The 23,085-nt window shown below is 60.7% G+C and carries 16 protein-coding genes; 7 read left to right on the top strand and 9 right to left on the bottom strand.

The window, feature by feature from the left end:
* Nucleotides 1–32: 32 nt before the first annotated feature.
* The 4 genes from HMPREF2781_RS06040 to HMPREF2781_RS06055 all read right to left on the bottom strand — a co-directional run bounded on the left by HMPREF2781_RS06040 (nt 33) and on the right by HMPREF2781_RS06055 (nt 5,081).
* Nucleotides 33–932, bottom strand: a complete 900-nt coding sequence (locus HMPREF2781_RS06040) for an endonuclease domain-containing protein (protein ID WP_070443688.1) — start codon at nt 930–932, stop codon at nt 33–35.
* A 297-nt stretch (nt 933–1,229) separates the two neighbouring features.
* Nucleotides 1,230–2,783, bottom strand: a complete 1,554-nt coding sequence (hutH, locus tag HMPREF2781_RS06045; RefSeq protein WP_070644751.1) for a histidine ammonia-lyase — start codon at nt 2,781–2,783, stop codon at nt 1,230–1,232.
* A gap of 185 nt (nt 2,784–2,968) precedes the next feature.
* On the bottom strand, nt 2,969–3,697 hold the full coding sequence (locus HMPREF2781_RS06050; protein ID WP_070443682.1) for an IclR family transcriptional regulator: 729 nt from the start codon (nt 3,695–3,697) through the stop codon (nt 2,969–2,971).
* A gap of 37 nt (nt 3,698–3,734) precedes the next feature.
* Entirely contained in the window at nt 3,735–5,081 is a 1,347-nt protein-coding gene (locus tag HMPREF2781_RS06055) for a YjiH family protein (RefSeq protein WP_070644752.1), read from the bottom strand.
* 362 nt (nt 5,082–5,443) lie between these two features.
* On the opposite strand from HMPREF2781_RS06055, the gene HMPREF2781_RS06060 reads away from it, so the two are divergent.
* Genes HMPREF2781_RS06060 through HMPREF2781_RS06075 form a run of 4 tightly spaced genes read left to right on the top strand, consistent with a single transcriptional unit; the run spans nt 5,444 to nt 11,369 of the window.
* Complete coding sequence (locus HMPREF2781_RS06060; protein WP_070644754.1) at nt 5,444–6,859, top strand: amino acid permease; 1,416 nt, start codon at nt 5,444–5,446, stop codon at nt 6,857–6,859.
* A 2-nt stretch (nt 6,860–6,861) separates the two neighbouring features.
* Entirely contained in the window at nt 6,862–7,830 is a 969-nt protein-coding gene (gene hutG, locus HMPREF2781_RS06065; protein ID WP_070644755.1) for a formimidoylglutamase, read from the top strand.
* Nucleotides 7,831–7,863: 33 nt separating this feature from the next.
* Nucleotides 7,864–8,256, top strand: coding sequence for a (deoxy)nucleoside triphosphate pyrophosphohydrolase (locus HMPREF2781_RS06070; protein WP_070644756.1), 393 nt, complete (start codon nt 7,864–7,866; stop codon nt 8,254–8,256).
* Entirely contained in the window at nt 8,253–11,369 is a 3,117-nt protein-coding gene (locus tag HMPREF2781_RS06075) for a DUF3427 domain-containing protein (protein WP_070644758.1), read from the top strand. Before HMPREF2781_RS06070 ends, HMPREF2781_RS06075 begins: the two co-directional genes overlap by 4 nt.
* Nucleotides 11,370–11,723: 354 nt before the next feature.
* On the opposite strand, the gene HMPREF2781_RS06080 is transcribed toward HMPREF2781_RS06075, so the two are convergent.
* A complete protein-coding gene (locus tag HMPREF2781_RS06080) occupies nt 11,724–12,959 on the bottom strand; it encodes an MFS transporter (RefSeq protein WP_070531242.1) in 1,236 nt (411 codons plus the stop codon).
* A 106-nt stretch (nt 12,960–13,065) separates the two neighbouring features.
* Between HMPREF2781_RS06080 and HMPREF2781_RS06085 the strand changes: the two genes are divergently transcribed.
* Nucleotides 13,066–13,587: a hypothetical protein gene (locus tag HMPREF2781_RS06085; protein ID WP_246821790.1), complete on the top strand. Its 522-nt coding sequence runs from the start codon at nt 13,066–13,068 to the stop codon at nt 13,585–13,587.
* Between the two features lie 36 nt (nt 13,588–13,623).
* Here HMPREF2781_RS06085 and HMPREF2781_RS06090 read toward each other — a convergent pair whose 3' ends face one another.
* The 3 genes from HMPREF2781_RS06090 to HMPREF2781_RS06100 form a co-directional block, all read right to left on the bottom strand.
* On the bottom strand, nt 13,624–14,475 hold the full coding sequence (locus tag HMPREF2781_RS06090; RefSeq protein ID WP_070644760.1) for a hypothetical protein: 852 nt from the start codon (nt 14,473–14,475) through the stop codon (nt 13,624–13,626).
* A gap of 62 nt (nt 14,476–14,537) precedes the next feature.
* Entirely contained in the window at nt 14,538–15,398 is an 861-nt protein-coding gene (locus HMPREF2781_RS06095) for a DNA primase (RefSeq protein ID WP_070644762.1), read from the bottom strand.
* A 76-nt stretch (nt 15,399–15,474) separates the two neighbouring features.
* Nucleotides 15,475–17,196 carry a carboxylesterase/lipase family protein gene (locus HMPREF2781_RS06100; protein WP_070644764.1) on the bottom strand — a complete coding sequence of 574 codons (1,722 nt, stop codon included), beginning with the start codon at nt 17,194–17,196 and terminating at the stop codon, nt 15,475–15,477.
* 115 nt (nt 17,197–17,311) lie between these two features.
* Here HMPREF2781_RS06100 and HMPREF2781_RS06105 point away from each other — a divergent pair, with 115 nt between their 5' ends.
* Together HMPREF2781_RS06105 and HMPREF2781_RS06110 are read left to right on the top strand one after the other, a co-directional pair.
* Complete coding sequence (locus tag HMPREF2781_RS06105; RefSeq protein ID WP_070644766.1) at nt 17,312–18,079, top strand: hypothetical protein; 768 nt, start codon at nt 17,312–17,314, stop codon at nt 18,077–18,079.
* A 153-nt stretch (nt 18,080–18,232) separates the two neighbouring features.
* Nucleotides 18,233–21,976: a multifunctional oxoglutarate decarboxylase/oxoglutarate dehydrogenase thiamine pyrophosphate-binding subunit/dihydrolipoyllysine-residue succinyltransferase subunit gene (locus tag HMPREF2781_RS06110; protein ID WP_070644767.1), complete on the top strand. Its 3,744-nt coding sequence runs from the start codon at nt 18,233–18,235 to the stop codon at nt 21,974–21,976.
* 675 nt (nt 21,977–22,651) lie between these two features.
* On the opposite strand, the gene HMPREF2781_RS06120 is transcribed toward HMPREF2781_RS06110, so the two are convergent.
* Nucleotides 22,652–23,085: LPXTG cell wall anchor domain-containing protein (locus tag HMPREF2781_RS06120; RefSeq protein WP_141750576.1), on the bottom strand; the 434-nt coding region annotated here is incomplete at its 5' end.

Consider the following 23,085-nt stretch of genomic DNA (forward strand, 5'->3'; position numbering starts at 1 on the left):
ACCTGCATGAATGCACTTCCAGGTCTGCACTTTTACAACCGCGGACCACGCGCCAAGTGCTTCCCCACGGTCTCCTGGAAGTAGTCGGGGCGCGCGCTTAATTGTTCCGGGCTAAACCTCAAGACGATGTAGCCCTTGTTGAGGATGTCCTGCTGACGCCGATGCTCCGCGCGAATCACCTCTTCAACCTCGTGCCGGTACTTGACGTTCCCGTCAATCTCAATCACCAACCACCCATTAATAACCAGGTCCGCCCGGTAATTCTCAATCACATATTGCGCCTTGACCCAGCGCAGCTCAGGGTAATTAGCCGCAAGGATCAAGGCACGGGCATAGGATTCCCACGGTGACTCCGCGCAGTTAATACTTTCAGCAACCGCCCGCCGCGCGGCGGCAACGCCCTTAACTCTCCCCATAGCGCCGAGCGTCTCATTGATCCAGAACTGGCCAACATTGCGCGCCCGCACATCATCGACGGCAACGAGCCCCTCCTCAAATCCATAGAACCGCGCAATATCAATGGCCGTGCGTTCCAGCGAGGACACGCGAATCCCGTGCACCACCGCCTCTTTACCGCGCAAGTTCATGCGCCGATACCGGACATTGGCTTTAGCTCGTGGGGGTACCGAGTTCGAAGGCAACGTTGCCTCCCACTCGGCGGGTGGCACAACCAGGGGAACCCCGTGAATGAGCGCGGCGGATTTTCCTACTAATGTTGCCTTGGGCAAGGTCAACCCGAGCGCGTATGCCTTCGCGGTCTCCTTGTGCCACGGCTTGAGCTCGTGCCAGTGCACCAACGGCAGCACGAAGCACCACGCCAGTGTGGCCACTTTGCCGGCGTGCACCTTCTTCCATCGGGGATCATCATTGGGCAGCTTCCGAAGGTCGATAAGATGCTGGTCTAAAAAGTTAAAGAGTTCTTCATTGTTCATGCACTACTCATAACCCAGCTTTGTGTGACTCGCCACAGATAGGCTTCCGCTCTTCACCCGCATCCACACCCGCGCCGCACTACAAAAAATCACCCACTCATTGCCTCAGGGCGCCTCTCGTCTCCGCTGCGAAGGCAAAAGTGCAGACCTGGAAGTGCATTCATGCAGGTGGGCGTCGTCAATCGCGAGGACAGTGCTTTGCGGCGACCAGCAGGTCTGCACTTCCAGGTCTGCACTTTTGAAATCAAGGGCGCATGAAAAAGCCCCATGGCATACGCCATGGGGCTGGGGGTGGAGTTAGCGCAACGTGCCGACAGCCCCCTCTACCGCAGCCACCAGCGCACCTTCCTTGACCAGGCGCACGGTCTCTTCGATCTCCGGGGACAGATAGCGGTCGGTGCCCGGACCTTGGACGGTCTGGCGCAGAGCATCGATGACCGCGCCGGTGCCCTTGGCGGGCTGGCCCTGGCGCATATCGATAGCGCGGGCGGCAGTGAGGATTTCAATGGCGAGGACGCGCTGCAGACCGTCTACGGCCTTGCGCAGCTTGCGGGCACCCGACCAGCCCATGGACACGTGGTCTTCCTGCATGGCCGAAGACGGAATGGAGTCCGCCGAAGACGGGTTGGCCAAGCGCTTGAGCTCAGAGACGATGCCCGCCTGCGCATACTGCGCAATCATGTGGCCGGAGTCCACGCCCGGGTCATCCGCAAGGAAGGCGTTAAGGCCGCGGTTACGGGCGACGTCGAGGAAGCGGTCGGTGCGGCGCTCCGAAATAGAGGCCAGGTCAGCCACGACGATGGCCAAGAAGTCCAGCGCATAGGCCACCGGCGCGCCGTGGAAGTTGCCGTTGGAGACCACGCGTCCATCCTTGGCCACCACCGGGTTGTCGACGGCCGCGGCCAGCTCGCGCTCAGCAACCGTTGCTGTGTGCGCCACGGTATCGCGGAAACCACCGGCCACCTGCGGGGCACAGCGCACGGAGTAGGCGTCCTGTACCTGCTTCTTCTTGAATTCCTCGAGGGCGGCCGCGAGAATCTCCGAGCCCTCTGCGACCTGCAGGATATTGGCCGCGGCATCTGCCTGGCCCGGGTGCGGGCGCAGCTGCTGCAGGTCATCGGCGAAGACCACGAGCGTACCCAGCAGGCCTTCCACCGTCATCGCGGTGGCGATGTCAGCGGTCTTGGCAAGCTCGCGCAGGTCAGTGATAGCCAGGCAGAGCTGCCCCAGCATGCCGTCGGTGCCGTTAATGAGTGCTAAGCCTTCCTTCTCCCGCAGCTTGAGCGGTTCAATGCCCGCAGCCGACAGCGCCTCGGCGGCCGGGGTGACCTGGCCGCCATCGACGCGCACCTCACCCTCACCCAGCAGCGCCAGCGCACAGTGTGCCAGCGGCGCCAAGTCACCGGAGCAGCCCAGGGAGCCGTATTCGCGGACCACCGGATGGATATTGGCGTTGAGCACCGCGGCATAAGTTTCCGCCACCACCGGACGCACGCCGGTACGTCCAGTGCACAGGGTGGACAAGCGCAGCAACATCAGCGCACGGATGACCTCTTGCTCAACTTCCGGGCCCGTTCCCGCCGCATGCGAGCGCACGAGTGAGAGCTGCAGTTGCGCGCGCATCTCCTCCGGAATGTGGCGCCGCGCCAGCGCACCGAAGCCGGTGGAAATACCGTAGACCGGGGTCGGATCCTGGGCTAGTTCCTCGACGCGCTCGCGGGTCGAGGCGATTTCCTCAATCGCATCCTGGGAAATCTCCACCTTCGCGCCGTAGCGTGCCACGGCCACGACTTCTTCGATACTCAGCGCCCCGATACCCACGGTCACGGTGGAAGGATAAGAATTAGACATGTAAGGCTCCTTTAACGTCGCTGCGTTACCCACGTCCCACCACCCACGTGGAAGGGAAGAAGGCACGTGAAAACACGTACTCGTTTTCACAAGAATAGAAAAATAGTGATACGCGCGACAGCCTTACGCGTTGCGCTCATAGTACAACAGGCTGCCCGGCGCGCCAATACCTCGGGCACTACCTGTTAGCGGCGCCCGTACATCCTCTCGGCCACCTGCTGCGCAGCCGCGTGCAGTTGCTGCGCGGCATCAGTGGCATCAGCTGCGCCCACGGGAAAAGTCACCGCGAGTGCCGCTGCTGGCCTGCCCACGTGGTCAACCACCGCCACGCCTACCGACGCCTGCCCGCGCGCCACCACCTCGACCTCTTCGGCCCAACCGCGTTCGCGTACCTGGCGCAAGATTTCCTTGTACTCCCCAAAACCTAAGGACCCCGGGACAAATGCTGCACGCCACTCTGCTTCTGGAAGCAATGCCAACATGGCCCGCCCAGAGGCCGTCCGCTGTGCCTGCAGCCGCACGCCCTTCTCCGTCACCAGTGACAGCGCCCCCGGCGCGCGCACCTCGTTGAGGTAGAGAATCTCCGAGCCCGCCAAACGCGATAAGTGCCCCGATCCCCCAACACTGCTGGCAATCCGCTCGAGGTGCCCCTGGGTCGCCCGCACCAAGGGCTGCTGCGTGGCATAGGCCGCGGCCATCGAGTAGGCAGCAAGCCCCAACCCGTAGGTTTGGTTCTCCGGCAGGTGTACCACGAACCCCGCGTCCACCATCTCCTTGAGCAGGTGGTAAGTAGTTGAGCGCGGCAGGTCCAGCTCACTGCGGATGCGCGCGGCGGAAATCGGCACGTCGATGGTAGACAGCAGCCGGAGGATCTCCAGTGCATTGCGCGCCGCCGGGACTCGGGAGGTACTCATGGGCCCACATTCTAATGAGCCCTCGTACAAGCCCCAGCTAAGTCACCAGGAAGGCAATCGGCGTCGCAATGATGATGGTCAGCACCACGCGCTCGAACCAGATGACCACGATCTGCCACAGCTTGATCGGAATCTTGGTGGCCAAGATGCACGGCACCAGCGCGGAGAAGAAGATAATGGCGGAGATAGCCACCACGCCGATGACGAACTTGAGCACCATGCTTTCTGAGCCCGCCACAGCCGTCGCCGGCAGGAACATCTCCGCAATGCCCATGGCCGCGGCCTTACCCGCCAGTTCCGGTTCCGGTAATTGAACAATCCAGGCGAACGGGTAGAACAGGTACCCCAGCCAGTCGAAGAGAGGGGTGAAGTTTGCCAGCAGCAAACCAATCAGGCCCACGGACATGATGGAGGGCACAATCGCCGACGCCATGCGTACGCCATCGCGCAGGTTCTCCCAAATGGCAGCGCCTAAAGACGGCGCGCGGTCCAGCGCCAGCAGCGCTTCCCGCCAGGCGGCCTTAAAGAAATTGCCCTTTACCGGCTTTTCCGGGTCCGGCTTTACACCATCTACGTAGTCATTAGGAATCCTACTCAGCGGCGGAATCCACACGGTAATCGCCGTGACCAGGAAGGTCACCACAAGGGATACTGCGAAGTACACGCCCCACATATCCATCAAGTCCAGCTGCTTGGCCACGATGACCATGAACGCTGCCGAGACCGTCGAGAAGCCCGTTGCGATGATGGAGGCCTCACGCGCGGTGTAGCCGCCGCGCTGGTACACACGGTCAGTAATGAGGATTCCCAAAGAGTAGGAGCCCACGAAGGAGGCTACCGCGTCGATGGCGGAGCGCCCCGGTGTGCGCCAGAGCGGGCGCATGATGGGCTGCATAAATACGCCCACGAATTCCAGAAAGCCGTAGCTGATGAGCAGAGCTAGGAATGCGCCGCCGATGGGTACGATGAGGCCGACGGGTGTCGCAACCGAATTCCACAGGAAGGGCACGATGTCCTCGTTGCCGAGTACCCCTGGAAGCTTTCCGATGACCATCAAGAAGGAGACCACCAGGCCCACCACGTTGAGCGCGGTAAAGACCGCTTGCAGCGGGCTTTCCTGCCAGTTTTTATTCACGATACTGCGCACCGTGCCATAGAGCGCTAGCGCCAGGATGAACCAGGGCACCAAGACTTCGGCATAGGTGCGGATGATGGTGACCACGTGGTCAAGCGGGATGGATTTCTTCCCGTCATAACTAATGGGAAAGAAGAATACGAAAGCGCCGATAGCGCTGTAGACAAAGAGGCGCCAGATGCCCTTCTTGGAGGGCACGTCATCCTCGTTCTCGTAGAAGGCGTCAACGATTGCGTCTTCAGAGTTCATGTTCTACCTCACGGTGGTGGAAACGACACGTCATTAGCACGGCCACGCACGCGCCCTTTAAAGGAACGCGCCAAGCACACACGCCGCTACACAGCGATTGCTTCTAGCCATGCCCACGCGACAGCCACACGCAGGTCTCCCACATACTAGCGGCACCCCACACAAATGTCACGCACGTCACCCCCACGCACGAAATGAGGCGCCCACCATAGCGCCGGATGAAGCTACCCACCACAAAATTGACCCCGCGTCTCAACTAGAGGAAAGTAGCTCCCAGACCCACTCGCACCAACCACTCCCCACATTCGCGGTGCTAGAACCAACTAGCGCCCGCACAGGGGGACAGAGGAGGACGCATCCCCGTGGCAGAAACCACCACCAAGCGCGCCGGCTTGAAACACCGGCACCTGCACTTCATCGCCTTAGGCTCAGCTATCGGCACCGGCCTGTTCTACGGTTCTGCCGGCGCCATCCAAGCCGCTGGCCCCTCGGTCCTCTTGGTCTATCTCCTCGGCGGCGCCGTGGTTTATTTCCTCCTGCGCGCACTCGGTGAGATGTCCGTGCACCACCCCGTTACCGGCTCCTTCGCCGAATACGCCCGCACCTTCTTAGGCCCCTGGGCCGGCTACATCACCGGCTGGATGTTCGCCTTCGAGATGGTCATCGTGGCCCTCGCCGACCTCACCGCTATTGGCGTCTACATGCAATTCTGGTTCCCCGGCTCACCCAAGTGGGTGTGGGTCGCCGCCACACTGCTTCTCGTCGGCGGCGCCAACCTCGCCACCGTCAAGGCTTTCGGCGAGCTGGAATTCGCCTTCACCATCGTCAAGGTCGGCGCGGTCATCGCGATGATCCTAGGTGGCGTGGCCGTCCTAGTCTTCGGCCTCTCCACCGCGGAGACCACCGGCCCGGCCAACCTCGTCAACGATGGCGGCTTCTTCCCCAACGGCGTCTCCGGCATGGTCGCCTCTTTCATCCTCGTTCTCTTCGCCTTCGGCGGCACGGAGATCGTCGGCGTCGCCAGTGCGGAGGCAGAAGATCCCGCCAAGTCCGTGCCCAAGGCCGTCAACACCATCCCGGTACGCATCCTGCTGTTCTACGTCCTGGCCATCCTGGTCATCCTCATGATCAATCCCTGGCGCAGCATCACCGGTGAGGAAAGCCCCTTCGTCCAAATCTTCTCCACCCTCGGCGTCACCTGGGCTGCCGCCGCACTCAACGTCGTTGTCATCACCGCGGCGGTGTCCGCCATCAATGCGGATCTCTTCGGCGCCGGCAACGTTCTCACCGGCCTGGCACGCCAGAACCTCGCGCCAAAGGTCATGGCCAAAAAGACCCGAGGTGTGCCGGTCATGACCATGATCATCCTGCTCATCGTCATGATTATCGGCACCGGACTCAACGCGCTCATCCCGGATAACGTCTTCGAAGTCATCGCCTCCCTGGCCACGTTTGCCACCATCTACGTGTGGCTGATGATCCTCTTGGCCCACGTGGCTTCCCGCCGCCAGATGCCCACCGAGGAACGCGCCAGCCTGGAATACACCGTCCCCTTCTGGCCTTGGGGCCAATACTTCTCTATCGCCTTCATCATCTTCACTTTTGGCATCATGGTGTGGCAGGAGCAATACCGCCCGGCGCTCGCCACGGGCGTTATCTTCATCCTCCTTATGACCGCCATCTTCTACCTCACCGGCCGCCGCAGCGCCGCCGCGAGCACCCCACAGGAAGCAGCCCTGCAAAATACAGCCGAACAAGGAACAGACGCGAAAGGATAACCATGAACACCGTTGATGCCCCCGCCTACTCCCCTGCCCCCGAGTGGTCCGGCCGCTCCGATGGCCCGGGCCCCGAGCATGCGCGGTGGCACAGCGTAGTTCGTCCCCTCGACCTAGCGAACCCCCAGGAACAACCCGGCGTGGCACTCCTGGGCTTTGCCTCCGACGAGGGCGTTGAGCGCAACCATGGCCGCCCCGGCGCGGCTGCGGGCCCGGCTGCCCTGCGCGGCGCCTTGGGTTCCCTGGCGCTGCACCATCCGCATCCGCTGTACGACGCCGGCACGATCACCACCCAAGGCACCGACCTGGAGGCCGCCCACGAGCGCCTCTCCAATGCGGTGGAATCACTCTCACGCGCCGGGCACCTGCCCATCATCCTCGGCGGCGGCCACGAAACCGCCTTCGGCTCCCACCGCGGTGCTTTCCGCGCCCAGGGGCCTCTGCAGATCATCAACTTGGACGCGCACTTCGATCTCCGCACCGCGGACGTGCCCACCTCCGGCACCCCGTTTAAGCAGATCTCTGAACTGGTGGGCCGGGAGGACTTTGACTATTCCGTCTTGGGAATTTCCCGCCCCAATAACACGCCCGTGCTTTTCGACGAAGCCTCCGCCCTCGGTGTCACCGTCGTCCTCGACGAGGATTTGCTCAACATGGATCGCTCCCAGCTGCGCACAACCGTCGACAATATCTGCGCCGGCACCAAGCCCATCCACCTCTCCATCGACTTGGATGTCCTCCCCGCCGACCAGGCACCGGGTGTCTCCGCCCCCGCTGGCCTCGGCGTACCCCTGAACATCATCCGTGAACTCGCGCTCACCATCGCCGCCACGGGACGCCTCGCGCTTGTCGACGTCGTCGAGCTCAACCCCACCTTCGACGCCGACAACCACACCGCCAAGCTGGCCGCGCGGTTAATTGATGACATTGTGACGGCGCACTTTTCTGCTACCACAGAGGCGAATTCCTAGATAAGGTGCGGGCCAGCCGGCATACTAGTGCCCATGAGTTCACCGATTCGTGTTGTCGGCGCCGTCTTCGTTGAGGGCAATCGCTTCTTGGCCTGTCGAAAGGCTCCTGGAAAGTCCCTCGCCGGCATGTGGGAGTTTCCGGGAGGCAAGATTGAGTTGGGCGAAACCCCGGACCAGGCGCTGGCGCGTGAGATCAAGGAAGAGCTTTCCGTAACCGCAACCGTTGGCGACAAGGTCACCTCGACCTTGTACGAGTATGACTTCGCCACCATTGAGCTAACTACATTCCTGTGCCGCATCGAGTCCGGTGAACTAACCCTTAGTGATCACGACGAGACGCGTTGGGTGACCTCACCTGAGGCACGGGAACTCGACTGGGCTCCCGCAGACATTCCCACCGTCAAACTCATTTCTTCGCGCCTATGAGCTCCGAATCCATCCTGCCCTTCGGCATCTACGAAACCCCGGTCACCGCTCGTATTCAGGAGCGGATCGAGGAGACCAAACGGGCTCGCCCCACGGCTGCTACTGGCATCGCTCACGAGTCCACGAAGGACGTCAATCCGCGCTTCGCCGCGGCAGTGTCTCAGCATTTCGCCAAAGCACTTGAACAAAAACTCACCGAGATGACGAAGGCGGAAGACCGCGTTGCCCTCATCAATGCGCTAGCACAACATCTTGGTGCGGATGAGTCTATCGCCGCAGAACAGCTGCTCTACGCCATCTATCGATCAGAGCTCGAGGAGGCCCCGGAGCTTCCGGAAGTCTCGCTCAACACCAGTGCCTTGTTCACCAACAGCGTGGACGACACCAATATGTCGGTTGAGATCGCCCGTGAGATTAGAACGGCGGACTCCGTCGATCTGCTGTGCGCTTTCATCAAGAGCTCGGGCATTGCGATCATCAGCGATGAACTGGAATACCTCAGGGATCACCAGATTCCGTTGCGAGTCATTACGTCCACTTACTGCGGGGCGACCGAAGCAGCCGCAGTGCGCCGACTCGTGGAAGATTACGTTGCTGAAGTCCGCATTTGCTACGAACACAAGAGCACACGTTTGCATGCCAAGGCCTGGCTCTTCCGCCGCCAGTCTGGTTTCGACACCGCCTTCATCGGCAGCTCAAACCTTTCGTGCTCAGCGCTGGTTGATGGTTGGGAATGGAACGTCCGGGGTTCTCGTTCCTCCACGCCGGAGATCATTGAGAAGTTCATCAAGACCTTCGATAGCTATTGGTACGACAATCACTTCAAAACCTTTGTTCCGGAGAAGGACTACGCGCGCCTCAAGGAGGCTCTCGGCAGCGCCAAATTCCTCGAATCAAAGCCCGGCGAAAAGCTCGAGCTATCTGGCCTTCGCGTCGAGCCCTACCCCTACCAAGAAGAGATGCTCGAAGCTTTAGAGTCCGAGCGCGAAGTTCACGATCGTCACCGCAACCTCCTCATTGCCGCCACCGGTACAGGCAAGACGGTCGTGGCCGCATTGGACTACCGCCGCCTTTGCGAGAAGCTGGGGCGAAGGCCACGGCTGCTTTTCATTGCCCACCGGCGTGAGATTCTCACCCAGGCCCAGCGAACGTACCGCGAGGTTCTTCGCACTGCCAGCTTTGGCGAGCTCCTCCTCAGCGGTGAACAGCCTGCCCAGTGGGACCATGTCTTCGCGAGCATCCAGTCTCTGCATGGCAAGCGCCTGACCCAGATTGCACCGGACCATTTTGAGGTCGTCGTCATTGATGAGTTCCACCACGCCGAAGCTTCGACCTACCGCGCAGTCCTTGACTACTTGCAGCCGCGTGAGCTCCTGGGGCTAACGGCCACACCGGAGCGCGGTGACGGCGAGAATGTCCAGAAGTATTTCGACTATCGCGTAGCCCATGAGCTTCGCCTCTGGGATGCGTTGCGCCTCCAGCTCCTCGCGCCGTTGCACTACTACGGAGTCGACGATGATACCGACCTGACGAGCCTCACCTGGAACCGTGGAAAGAAGGACTACCAAGCTTCGGAGCTGAGCGAGTTTTATATCAAGGCCGGAGAGAAGCGCACCAGGTTCATCATCAATGAGCTCAACCGTCGCATCTTCGATCTCTCCGAAATGAAAGCCCTTGGTTTCTGCGTGACCATCGCCCACGCCGAATACATGGCGGAGCAATTCAACCTTTTCGGCATCCCTGCCCTAGCGGTCAGCAGCAAGCTCAACGTTGATGAGCGTCGTCGCGCCATTGAGCAGCTTCGCGAAGGCACTATCAAGATCATCTTCTCGGTCGATATTTTCAACGAAGGCGTCGACATCCCAGCGGTCAACACGCTGTTGCTTCTGCGCCCGACGCAAAGCCCGGTGCTCTTCGTCCAACAGCTTGGCCGGGGTCTGCGCCTCAACGAAGGAAAGAACGCCTGCACCGTCTTTGATTTCTTAGGTCTCCAGCACGAGGAATTCGATTTCGAAGAGCGCTTCAAGGTGCTTACCGCCGCTCGCGGAAAGAACCTCGCCAAGGAGGTAGAGCAAGGATTCCCTACTGCCCCGCCTGGCTCTAGCATCACCTTGGACCGCGTGACGACCGAGCGCGTTCTAAAGAACATCAAACGCTTGGCCCGGAACACCGTTAAGAAGATACGAGCACTCATTACTGACTACGGCTCGACCGACCTCGCAAGCTTCATAAATAGCTCTGGCGTCCCCGTGGAAGACATCTACCGTCGCAAGGGCATTACGTGGACCACGCTGCTTCGCGACGAGAACCTGCTGCCCTTCGGCCCTGCGAGCGAGCACGAAGAGTTTCTACTCAGCCGAATCCGGGTGCTGCTACACATCAACGATCCCAACCGCGTAGCGGCCTACAGTCTCCTGGTTTCTCCGGATGGGCCATATGAGAACGATATGACTCCCGAGCAAGTCCGGTACGCCACCATGCTTGTGCTGGCTCTGTGGGCGAACTCAAATACGGCAATCCCAGAGACCATTGACCAGGCCCTGGGCATCATCCGCGCCTGCCCTGCCTTCGTCGCCGAAGTAACTCAGGTTATGCGGCTCACACTCGACCGCTCCCGAGTCATCCCAGAGAAATCGACGAATAGTGTCTTGGAAACACACGCGGATTACAGCCTCGCCGAACTCGTCGGCGCTTTGGACGACGGCTCTCTGCGCAAGCTCGCCAACCTCCCACGCGAAGGGGTACGCCGCTTCGATGCCTCTAACACTGATCTTTTCCTGGTTACTTTCCAAAAGGATGAGAACGTTAGTGCTTCGACAAACTACCGCGATTACCCGCTAGCACCGGATCGTTTGCACTGGGAATCCCAATCCACCACATCACTTAAGTCCGCGATGGCTCGCCGCTACATCCACCACCATGAGCTCAACGGCAACATCATCATCGCAACCCGTTTTAATAAGAAGAACAAGGTGGATACGGCTTCGGCATATACCTTCCTAGGAAACGTCGATTACGTCACGCACAGCGGTGAGAAGCCGATCCAGTTCGAATGGAGCCTCCGCCGTGACATGCCCAAGCAGCTTTATGCAGCCGGGCGCACTGTGGCTTAAACCTCACATTGAGTTAAACCAGGAAGTTGACGCCGTAACCACCATAAATTAATCTTTTCTTAGCAGATTAAGAAGTAATTAATCTTTGTTGCCTTGGTGCAGAAAAATGGAGGTCGGTTATGGGAGCCGCGAGCGAGCGTAGCCAAAAGCACTGGAACCGCCCAGATACCGGTTCCGAAACTTCCGTGTATGGGTTTACGCGTTTTAGGGAACGCAGCTTCAAGACTGGCACCACCCCACGATGGGCTGCATGCAGCAAGAAAGCGCGCCACACGCGCTAAGTAGCGTTAAAGCCGCCCCAAAACTCCGTCAGCACAACTCCGCTAGCAATTCGCAGTCGGACTATTCTGCTCTCTATCGCCGCGGGTGGTAGCGGCGGCGCAACCCACGCAGAATGATCTTCCGCTCCCCCAAGGTGTCGCGGCCGAATGCCCACGCCACAATGCCGGCCGCGGCCACCACTGCGCAGAAGCCGAAAGCGGTCTCAAATCCGTACCTATCCGCCAGCAGCCCGATGAAAATCGGGCCTAAAATCTGCCCGAAGTCACCCGCCATCTGGAACGTCGACAGCACCTGTCCGCCCGAGCGCTGCGAGCCGACGATGTCCGCCACGGCTGCTTGCTGCGACGGAGCGATGAGGCCCGATGCCGCACCGGACAGGGCGGAGAGGATGAGGAGGGATACGATGTTCGTCGCCAAGCCCAGCGTGCCAACGAACAATGCGGAGCCCACCAATCCTGCAATGATGAGCGGGCGGCGCCCAACCCGGTCGGACCATGATCCGGAGAACTGCAGAACAATGGCGTTGCCGGCGGCGAAGGCCGCCAGAGCGACGCCCGACGTCGAGGCGCCGTTGGCAAAAATGGCGGCTGCGAACAGAGGGAGGACAGCCACGCGCACGCCCATGTTGATCCAGCCTTGGGCAAAGTTCGACGTCAGTACCGCCCGGTAGGCGGTATCCTCCCAGGCTTCCGCCAAGTGCATCGGACGAAGTTGGCGCCGGCGCTCATCAGCGCGATTGACCGACGGCATGAGGATCCACACAACCAACGCCGCGATAGCCACACCGGTGCCGTAAATAAAGAAGGGCCACCGGAACCCCAGGAAGGAAAGGCTCGCACCCACGAGCGGACCAATCACGTTGCCGAGAAGGAAGGATGTGGCGTAGGTAGCCGAACAGCGCCCGCGGATGCTGGGCGGTGCCAGGCGCACGATGAGGCCCATTGCCGCGACAGTAAACATCGTCGAACCAATGCCCGCGATAGCCCGCAAGGCGACGATCTGCCAGTATTCCTGCGCCATCCCTACCAAGCCGGTGGTGAGCGCCACGGTGAACAAACCCGTCACATAAACGCGGCGCGTGCCCACGCGGTCAATGAGGAAGCCAGCGGCCGGGGCGAAGACAAGGCGGCTGGCGGAAAAGACGGAGACAACGAGGCCAGCTGCGGCCATTGAGACGTCGAAGCTGACGATGAACTGTGGAAGCAGCGGCGCAATGAGCCCGTACCCCAAGGCGATGATGAACCCGGCGGTGACCATGACCCAAATTTCCCGCGGGATCTTAACCTGCGGAGCTGCAGTATTTTTCATATCGCCATTCACTGTATCCCACCCCGTCAAATCGTCGAACGTTTCATCGAATATACGTTCCCTTAAAGGTTCGGTGATGTCCGCGTGGATTTCTAGTGTGTGGGTCATGAAGAACTACAGCAGCATTCACACTTCCGTTCAGTCCCCGTCCATACTCAGCACCGGTGAACTCACCGCGGATATCCTCTACCACCACCACGAAACGCTTCGCTCCATAGAGAGCATCATCCGTCATCCGCGCTCGCTTGCGCGGCCGACGCCGCAGTGGCGCCCGCCATCAAAGGTATTGCCACCGGTAGAGATATATGGCGGTGAAGCGCTCCCCCTAACGCTTACCATTTCGCGCCACCGCGTGGGTGAGCGGGCTAAGGCCCGCGTTCTGGGGTATGGCGAAAAGCGCGTACCTTCCTACCTCGTTACGGTGCGCATTACTGATCCCACTGGCCGTCCCGTCGCCCCCTCACTAGCGGAAGCGTGGGTGCGGGCCCTAGTTCCTGAAGAACTCGTCTCCGCAGTGCATGAGATTTCCAGCAGCAGTGCGGCTACGTTCGTGTGGCTGGTGGATAGCACCTACACACCGGTGCATTCCCCGCTTTCCCTTTTCGAAGGGTTTAGTCAGGCCGCCTAATACCGGTGGGCCTTATCTAATTGAGATGCTCAGTCGCTAGAAATAGCGCTGGATCCGGTCCAGAAAACCTTTGGGCGGCTCCTCATCAAGAGAAAGTGAGAACCTGTCCTCCGTCAGCACGCGATCCAATGCTGGGCGCGTCTCCGGGTAGTCATAAAGGCGGAGGATGGGTTTCGGCGCCAAGCGGATTGCAATGCACACCACAAGCGCCGTAAACGTCTTGTCAATGACGTCAGAGCACAGGTTCTGAAGCAGTATGGCGAGGCGTTCATCATGCAGTATGAGCTCCCACAGCGCTATTAGTTCAGCGGGGCCGCGCTGGCCGTAATCGCTGGGTAGTAACCACGTAGAAACGGCGGACAACAATCCTGCGACAATGCCCAGACCGGTACCAGCAAGCATCATGGCCAGCATTCGTTTAAACGCACCACGGCGCGCAAGCCAGCCAAACAAATAGGCCACCACCACGGCTGTTGGCAAATACGCCAAGAGCGACGGGTTATTGATACTAGCCAGGCAAGCGCTCAAAACTGCGGTGCCCATTCCCAAGACAGGGCCGTAAACGATTGCTATGAAAGCCGTGCCCATCATGTCGAGGTACAAGGGGATGTTGATGTTGAAGATCAACGACGACAAGAGGAGGTTTGCCGCCACTGCAAGCAAAGGGTTGAACAGTGCGTGGTTACCCAAGGACCGCCACTGTGCGGCAATGAAGAGAATTGCGCCGAGCAGACTCAGGCACCACACGCCGGTCGAAAGCACGGAGGAAAAGACAAAATCACGATGGCCATAGTCCGAGCGCAACGACAGGACCCAAGACAAGGCCACGCACACTAGCGCGGTGCCAACACACAGACGCTGGCTCAGTGATGCCTTGCCAATCGGCATTTGTCTTGGTTGCTCCTCATCGACGTTAGGAAAAGTACGCTCCTACCCTACCCCGGACGCTTCTAGTCGTCGGCGTCGCCTTCCTCGATGTCGGAGTCATCGTCATCATCATCGTCGTCATCGTCGTCGAAAAGAACGTCATCCTCGTCCTCATCATCGGCGCCGAAGATGTCATAGACCTCAGGCTCGTCAAAATCGGAGTCATCGATGCTAACCAGCTGGGCTTCCCAGTCCAAGGCCTGATCGGAGACAAGGCTCAGCACGTCAAAGAGACGGTCAAAATCAGTGTAGGTGCCCAGTTCGAGGGCCTCGGCAGGAACCTCGATGATGGGGGCTAGCCCGCCGTCCACGTCTTCCGCGTCGCCGAAGATGGCAACGCGCTCTTCTTCGCTCAGGTCCTCTGGAGTCTCGATGTCCCAGAGCTTGCTGATTGCCTCATCTTCCAGCTCATCGAGCTCTTCCTCATCGAAGTCGAAGGAGAGGAAACGCACGATCGCGCTCGGGACACCGTCGATGGTTTCCACGAGCACGCGCAGCTCCGAGTCGTTGGCAACTTCCGCCACGACCAGATTCGGGTTGAACTCATCCTGAAGAAACTCCAACTCAGCGATGCGTTCATCGGTGCCTTCCAGCAGGTCACGCAGCACCGTCACCACCTGGTCCGTGGCAATGTGGCGGGATACGGCCTCAACCGCATCGTCCACAGAAAACGCCACGGACACCAAAACGGCCTCGAAGTCTTCATCATCTTCATCCACATCGGCCGCGGCAATGTAGACGTTGGCCGCCGGCAGGATGGGGTCAATTTCCACAAACTGGATTTCCAAATCGGAGGTGATGGGCACGAACATCACATCGTCGTTGACGCGGGACTCAATGCCCTCCCCGTCCAGAGCAGAGGCGATATCTTCAAAAAAGCTCATGTGATTAACATCCGTCCATGTGGGAGTCTCACCCGGGCTGCTGCCAAGGCCCCACACATCTTACCTGCGATCTCCGTCAATAGCTCTCCTCATCGAGCAGGAATCCCAGTTCCTTCAGAATCTCCGGGCGCCCAGTACCCCACTCCAACATGTCATAGGCCTCCCATGCTTGGCGACGCCCCTCCATCGGCGCCTCCTCCACGCGCGGCTCCACATCAAAAACCATGGTCGAGCGCTGCGGCGCGCGGTATTGCGGCCAGTTGTCTAGAGGCGCTCCGCCCCGAATGAACTCGCCCCACTGCGCCTGCATGGTCTCGGTCACGTCCTCCATTTCGGAAGGCTTAGCAATGCTGTTTAGGAAGGACACTCTCGACGCCCCTGGATCGCCAAAGATGTTGGATAGCTCCATCGAATGCATCGCACCCAAGCCCAACCAGCGCAGCGCCGCCGGAGCGAAGTCGAAGCGGTACATCCACGTGGGATAGCGCCGTGCGTGCTCGGAGGCCACGCGGACGGTCGGGGCCCAAAAGAGGGCGTCGGTCAGCAGATCCCCGAAATCGCGGCGGGAGACGGCACCGCCGTAGGCCGCGATGACATCCGGTGCGCTCTCCGGATCAAAAGAGGCTAGCAGCCGCAGGGCCGCGCGCTCTCGGGCGCTCTGGCGTTGGAAGAGGAATTTTCCAAAGCTGGCCTCACCGGAGTTGGTTCCCACCAGCAGCGGCACCGGGTGTTGGTTGCCGTCCTCAAAGGCTTCGATGGGATGGTGCGGGATGAGGTCGCCGTCGACAGTCGGCGCATAGCAGGAGTTCAGGTACAGCAACTCGCCCGCGCGCCACATCATGGACTGGCCAGAGCGCACTAGATCCGCGAAGTCCTCGCGGCGCAGATCATCGGCGGTGGTATCGCGCGGCAAGGCCATCTTGTGAACCAGCTCGCGGGCCCAAAACACCGATTGCGCTCGTGAATGAATCATGCCGATCGGCGGCGACTGCGCAATCGCGCGGTGAAAAAGCCCTTCTGCACGCGGCACCGCCATGAGAGTGAGGACGGCCGCGCCGCCGGCGGATTCACCCATGAGGGTCACGTTTTCTGGGTCCCCGCCGAAGGCCGCGATATTTTCGCGTACCCATTCCAGCGCTAAGACTTGATCCGCCACAGCCGGGTTGGCACAGGCCTCACCGCCAAGACTGCGGACGTCGAGGTAGCCCAAGGCGCCTAAGCGGAAATTCACCGAAACATAAACAACGTCCATCTGGGCTGCGAACTCGAAGCCGCGCAGCATCAGCATGTGGGAGGAACCTACAATGAAACTTCCGCCATGCAAATACACCACGACGGGCAGCTTCTCCCCTGCCTTAGAACCCGACGGTGTATCGGGTGAACCCGTATCGTGCGGCCGGACGACATCAAGGGTCAGGCAATCTTCTGCACCCTCGATGCGGTCGGTCCAAGAGTACACCGGCTGCGGGGCCACGTGCCCGAACTCACGGCAATCCCGGATTCCTTCCCACGCCGGGGCAGGCCGCGGTTCCATGAAACGGTTGGCGCCCGAGGTATCTGCGCCAAAAGGGATACCGCGCCACGAGCGGACAGGAGCGCTGAGCGGGCGGTCCGTGCGTAACTCTTCCTCGATGCAACCTCGTACCCAACCGCCGGTGGTGAGCACCGTGAGATCGTCGGCAAGCGCGGTGCGTGCCGCCTCCTGTGCGGCGAGGGCACGGGCGTGGAGGGAATCTGCAAGCAAGCGCGCCGCAGCCGCGCTGACCTCACGCGGAGGGAAAGGCTCAAACTCGCTCATGCCTCATACCCTAGTGCGCCACCCTGCTAGCGCGCTGGATAAAGCTTTTTCGATACGGTGGTAAACATACAGTTCAGATTCACAATCAGATTTAGTTAAAAAGTTAGGTGAGACAATGTTGGACAAGGTCTTTAACAAGGAGAAAAAGGGCAAGGACATTAGTCGCCGGGATGCATCGGTCGATCAGGCCGGCTCCGCAGAGGCTGTGGGAACCTTGGAGGTGGATGAGGCCAACCGCATCACCAAGGGATTCCTGGCGGCCATCGACAAAGTCGTCTCCGTCCAGTCCTCCGTCATCATCAACTATGTCGAGGGCCTAAAGAAGCGCAACCCCGACGCCAGCCCTGCGGAGCTGCAAGAGCTCATCGACAAGCATTTCATGAACATCATCACCGGTACCGGTGCTGCCGCGGGCGCCTCCGCGGCTATCCCTGGCATCGGCCTAGTCACCGGCGCAGCCACTATCGGCGCGGAATCCCTGGTCTTCCTTGAAGCCGCCGCCTGGTACATTCTCGCCTCCGCGCACCTGCGCGGTGACAACATCCGGGATAAGGAGCGCCGCCGCGCGCTGGTCTTGGTGGTGCTCACCGGCTCCCAAGGCAGCGCGTTGGTCGATACCTTTGTGGGTGATGCAACCTCCCTGTCGGGCGTCACCTCCGCTGCTACCCTCTCGCGTTTTTCCGGCCCTACCCTCAGCGGTCTCAACGGCCGCCTGACCAAGCTCTTCATGAAGCAGGCCACCAAGAAGCTCAAGTGGGCATGGGTATCCAAACTGCTGCCGATGGGTGTAGGCGCGGTGCTGGGAACAACCGCCAACCGTAAATTGGGCCGCCAAGTAATCAACCATGCGGGCACCCAACTCTCCCCCCTGCAGGGGGAATAAAAGGGGCGAAACCCGCTCAGGTTAGTGAGCAAACTTACAAGGGCCGTATCATAAGGAGAGACACTTTTCGGGGTGCCTTTCGCACCCGTGGATTGGCCTACTAGAGTCGAATAAAGACAAACTTAGAAGCACAGAAAGAGGCGAGCATCTGCCGTGAGCAACTCGAGCATCTATGGCCCGAATGCGTGGCTGATTGACGAACAGTTTCAGCAGTACTCCAAGGACCCGAACTCCGTAGACAAGGAGTGGCGCGAGTACTTTGAGGCCAACGGAGCACCGAAGTCGGCCGCACAGCCCAAGGCTGCGAACGCTCAATCCAGCACCCCCACCAAGAAGAAGGACGCGGCACAGGCTGCGCCGAAGAAGACCCAGGCTGAGGAGAAGTCTTCCGCTGTTCCAGGCGCTAAGGCACGGAGCGATTCCAAGGCTTCCGCCGCATCCAAGAAGAACGCGAAGAAGACGGAGAAGAAGTCCGAGTCCCCGCTGGACCGCATCAAGGAGGCACCGGAGCCGGGCTCCCGCGTACTCAAGGGCATGTTCAAGGCCATTGCCAAGAACATGGACGAGTCCCTGGAGATCCCCACCGCTACCACCGTGCGTGACATCCCGGTCAAGCTCATGTGGGAAAACCGCGCGATGATCAACGATCACCTCAAGCGCACCCGCGGCGGCAAGATCTCCTTCACCCACATCCTGGGCTACGCGCTGGTGAAGGCCGTTCAGATCCACCCGGATATGAACGTCCGCTACGAAATCCAGGACGGCAAGCCCACCGTGGTTCAGCCGGAGCACATCAACCTGGGCCTGGCTATTGACCTTCCACAGAAGGATGGCTCCCGCGCCCTCGTCGTCGCCGCCATCAAGGAGGCCGAAAACAAGACCTTCTCCGAGTTCATCGATGCCTACCAGGACATCGTTGACCGCTCCCGCAAGAACAAGCTGACGATGGATGATTTCTCCGGCGTCACCATCAACCTGACCAACCCGGGTGGCATCGGCACCCGCCACTCCATCGCCCGCCTGACCAAGGGCTCCGGCTCCATCATCGGTGTGGGATCCATGGATTACCCGGCAGAGTTTGCCGGCACCTCCGCCGACCGCTTGGCAGACCTCGGCGTCGGCCGCCTAGTTACCCTGACCTCCACCTACGACCACCGCGTTATTCAAGGCGCGGAGTCCGGTGAGTTCCTGCGTACCGTGGGCCAGCTCATCCTGGATGATGCCTTCTGGGACGAGCTCTTCGAGTCCATGGGAGTTCCCTACCAGCCCTTCCGCTGGGCTGCCGACGTGCCGAACACGGGCGTCGACAAGAACACCCGCGTCATGCAGTACATCGAGGCCTACCGCTCCCGTGGCCACCTTCTCGCGGACATCAACCCGCTGGGTTGGAAGCAGCCGGGCCTGCCCTGGCCGGATCACCGCGACCTCGACCTGGCTACCCACGGCCTGACCATCTGGGATCTGGACCGCACCTTCAACGTGGGCGGTTTCGGCGGCAAGGAGACCATGACGCTGCGCGAGGTGGTTACCCGCCTGCGCTCCGCCTACACCCTCAAGGTTGGCTCCGAGTACGCCCACATCCTCGACCGCGATGAGCGCGGCTGGCTGCAGGAGCAGATTGAGGCCGGCATGCCGAAGCCGACCAACTCTGAGCAGAAGTACATCTTGCAGAAGGTCAACGCCGCTGAGGCTTTTGAGAACTTCCTGCAGACCAAGTACGTGGGCCAGAAGCGCTTCTCCTTGGAGGGCGCTGAGTCCCTCATTGCCCTGCTGGATTCCATCGTGGACACCGCAGCAGGCCAGGACCTCGACGAAGTTGTTATCGGCATGCCGCACCGCGGCCGCCTCAACGTCCTTTTCAACATCGTGGGCAAGCCACTGGCAGATATCTTCGGTGAGTTCGACGGCAACTACAAGGGCGGCCAGATGGGCGGCTCCGGTGACGTGAAGTACCACCTGGGCGCAGAGGGCGAGCACCTGCAGATGTTCGGTGACGGGGACATCAAGGTCACCCTGGCTGCTAACCCGTCTCACCTCGAGGCCGTCGACCCGGTCATGGAAGGTATCGCACGCGCCAAGCAGGACATCCTGGACAAGGGTGCTGAGGGCCACACTGTTGTGCCGATCATGCTCCACGGCGATGCATCCTTCACCGGCCTGGGCGTGGTCCAGGAGACCATCAACCTTTCCCAGCTGCGCGGCTACACCACCGGCGGTACCGTCCACGTGGTGGTTAACAACCAGGTTGGTTTCACCACCACCCCGGATTCCGGTCGCTCCACGCACTACGCCACCGACCTGGCCAAGGGCTTCGATTGCCCGGTCTTCCACGTCAATGGCGACAACCCGGAGGCTGTTGTCTGGGTGGGCAAGCTGGCCACCGAGTACCGCCGCCGCTTTGGCAAGGACGTCTTCATTGACCTCGTTTGCTACCGCCTGCGCGGCCACAATGAGGCCGATGACCCGTCCATGACCCAGCCACGTCTCTACGACATCATCGATGACCACAAGTCCGTCCGTGAGCGCTACACCGAAGAGCTCATCGGCCGCGGTGACCTTTCCGATGAAGAGGCAGAGGCAGCTGCACGTGACTTCCACGACCAGATGGAGTCCGTCTTCGCTGACCACAAGAAGGCACAAGAGGCTGGCCCGAAGGAGCAGACTGGTATCACCTCCTCCCAGGAGCTGACCCGCGGTCTGGACACTTCCATTACCGCTGAGGAGATCGCCGAGATTGGTGATGCCTACGGCAACCCGCCGGAGGGCTTCGAGTACCACAAGCGCGTGGCCAAGGTGGCCAAGGAGCGCCAGAAGTCCTCGCGCGAGGGAGGCATCGACTGGGGCTGGGGCGAGCTCATCGCCTTCGGTTCCCTGGCTAACTCCGGCAAGGTTGTACGCCTGGCCGGTGAGGATTCCCGCCGCGGCACCTTCACCCAGCGCCACGCGGTTGCCTTCGACCCGCGCACGGGTGAGGAACACAACCCGATTGCTCAGCTGGCTTCGTCCAAGGGCAATGGCGGTAAGTTCATGGTCTACAACTCCGCGCTGACCGAGTTCGCCGGCATGGGCTACGAGTACGGCTACACCGTGGGTAACCCGGATGCTGTCGTGGCCTGGGAGGCACAGTTCGGTGACTTCGCCAACGGTGCGCAGACCATCATCGATGAGTACGTCTCCTCCGGTGAGGCGAAGTGGGGCCAGCTCTCCAGCCTGATCCTGCTGCTGCCGCACGGCTACGAGGGCCAAGGTCCGGACCACTCCTCCGCCCGCATTGAGCGCTTCCTGCAGCTGTGCGCTGAGGGCTCCATGACGGTGGCTCAGCCTTCCACCCCGGCTAACCACTTCCACCTGCTGCGCCGCCAGGCTCTTGGTGAGATGAAGCGCCCGCTGGTGGTCTTCACCCCGAAGTCCATGCTGCGCAACAAGGCCGCAACCTCCTCCGTGGAGGACTTCACTGAGGTCAAGAAGTTCCAGTCCGTTATCAACGACCCGAACTTCGTAGACATCAACGGCAAGAAGGTCGGCGATACTGACAAGGTCAAGACCATCATGCTGGTTTCCGGCAAGCTCTACTGGGAGCTGGCCAAGAAGAAGGAAGCCGATGGCCGCGATGACATCGCCATCGTTCGCGTGGAGATGCTCCACCCAATTCCGTTCAACCGCCTGCGTGAGGCTTTCGAGGCTTACCCGAACGCAACGCAGATTCGCTTCGTGCAGGACGAGCCCGCCAACCAGGGCCCGTGGCCGTTCTACAACGAGCACCTGCGTGAGCTCATCCCGGACATGCCGGAGATGGTCCGCGTGTCCCGCCGCTCGCAGTCCTCGACTGCTACCGGTAACGCGAAGGTTCACCAGATTGAGCAGAAGAACCTGCTCGAGGAAGCCTTCGATGTCTAAAGGCGCTTAACGCCACAGGCGCTGGCGCACAGCACAGCGCCGAGCAAGGCCCCGGCCACCACGAACTCACAGCGAGTGCGGTGGCCGGGGCCTTTTCTTGCTTGTGTAACCCGGGGTGCCTCCCCTACCAGACCACAAAAGCCGCGCTGCGCGCTCAGCCACCCGCTCCTCGCGCTCAGCTACCCGCCCTCCGTTCTCCCTTAATCGCCCTTCGCGCTCACCGTGAGCCTCAAACAGCAACCACAAGCTCTCCCGGTGAGCGCGAAGGGAGACACGCATAAGAACCTCTTCTCAGAAACTCCACGAAATGTTGGCCAGAACTGCACGATGAGATCAAGCTGTGGCGAAACCTCTAAGCGGTCTTCGCACGCACCAGCGCGTTCGACCACGATGGCGCCCCAGCTGCCGACGATCGCGGCAGAACCCACGGCAGCACTAAGAGAGTCGTTGAGCTGGACAGCGAGCTCCCCAATCTTGCTCACCTCGGGTCGAGTGGTGCTTCACGCCGAAAGCAGACAGACCTAACTCGATATGACCCCGAATTTCGAAAATGCTTTTCGACTGCCGCAGTGCAATTGAGCAAAAAGAAACGCCCGAGCTATTGCTCGGGCGTTTACTCGTGGTCTACTCAACCACTGCCGTGGGGCCGGAAGGGCCCCTGCGGACACCTAGCGTTTAGGAGTCCTTGCGGCGGCTAGGACGCAGAATCAGAGCTGCACCAGCGATGAGTGCCAGCGCCACACCAATGAGGCCCAGGACGTTAGCACCGGTGTTGGCAAGCTTGCCAGACGAGGTGCTCTTGGAAGAGGCCGGGGTGCTCGTGGTCGCGCTTGGCTCGCTGCCCTGGCTCGGCTGAGCACTCTGGGTCTGCTCGGACGTCGGCTGTGCTTCCTCGCTCGGTGCCTCTTGTGCCTTCGGCTCCTCAGGCTTCAGCGGCTCAACTGGCTTGGCCGGCTTCGTCGGCAGCTCCGGAAGGTGCGGAAGCTTAAAGAAGTGGGCCAATGCCGGCGGGATAATCACCAGCGGGATGAGCGGCCACAGGCTGCTGAGGTTCGGGATGCTCGAGGTACCTGGCTTGCCTGGCTCGTCCGGGTTGCCTGGCTCGTCCG

Source organism: Corynebacterium sp. HMSC062A03 (assembly GCF_001811145.1).
Lineage (GTDB): Bacteria > Actinomycetota > Actinomycetes > Mycobacteriales > Mycobacteriaceae > Corynebacterium > Corynebacterium aurimucosum.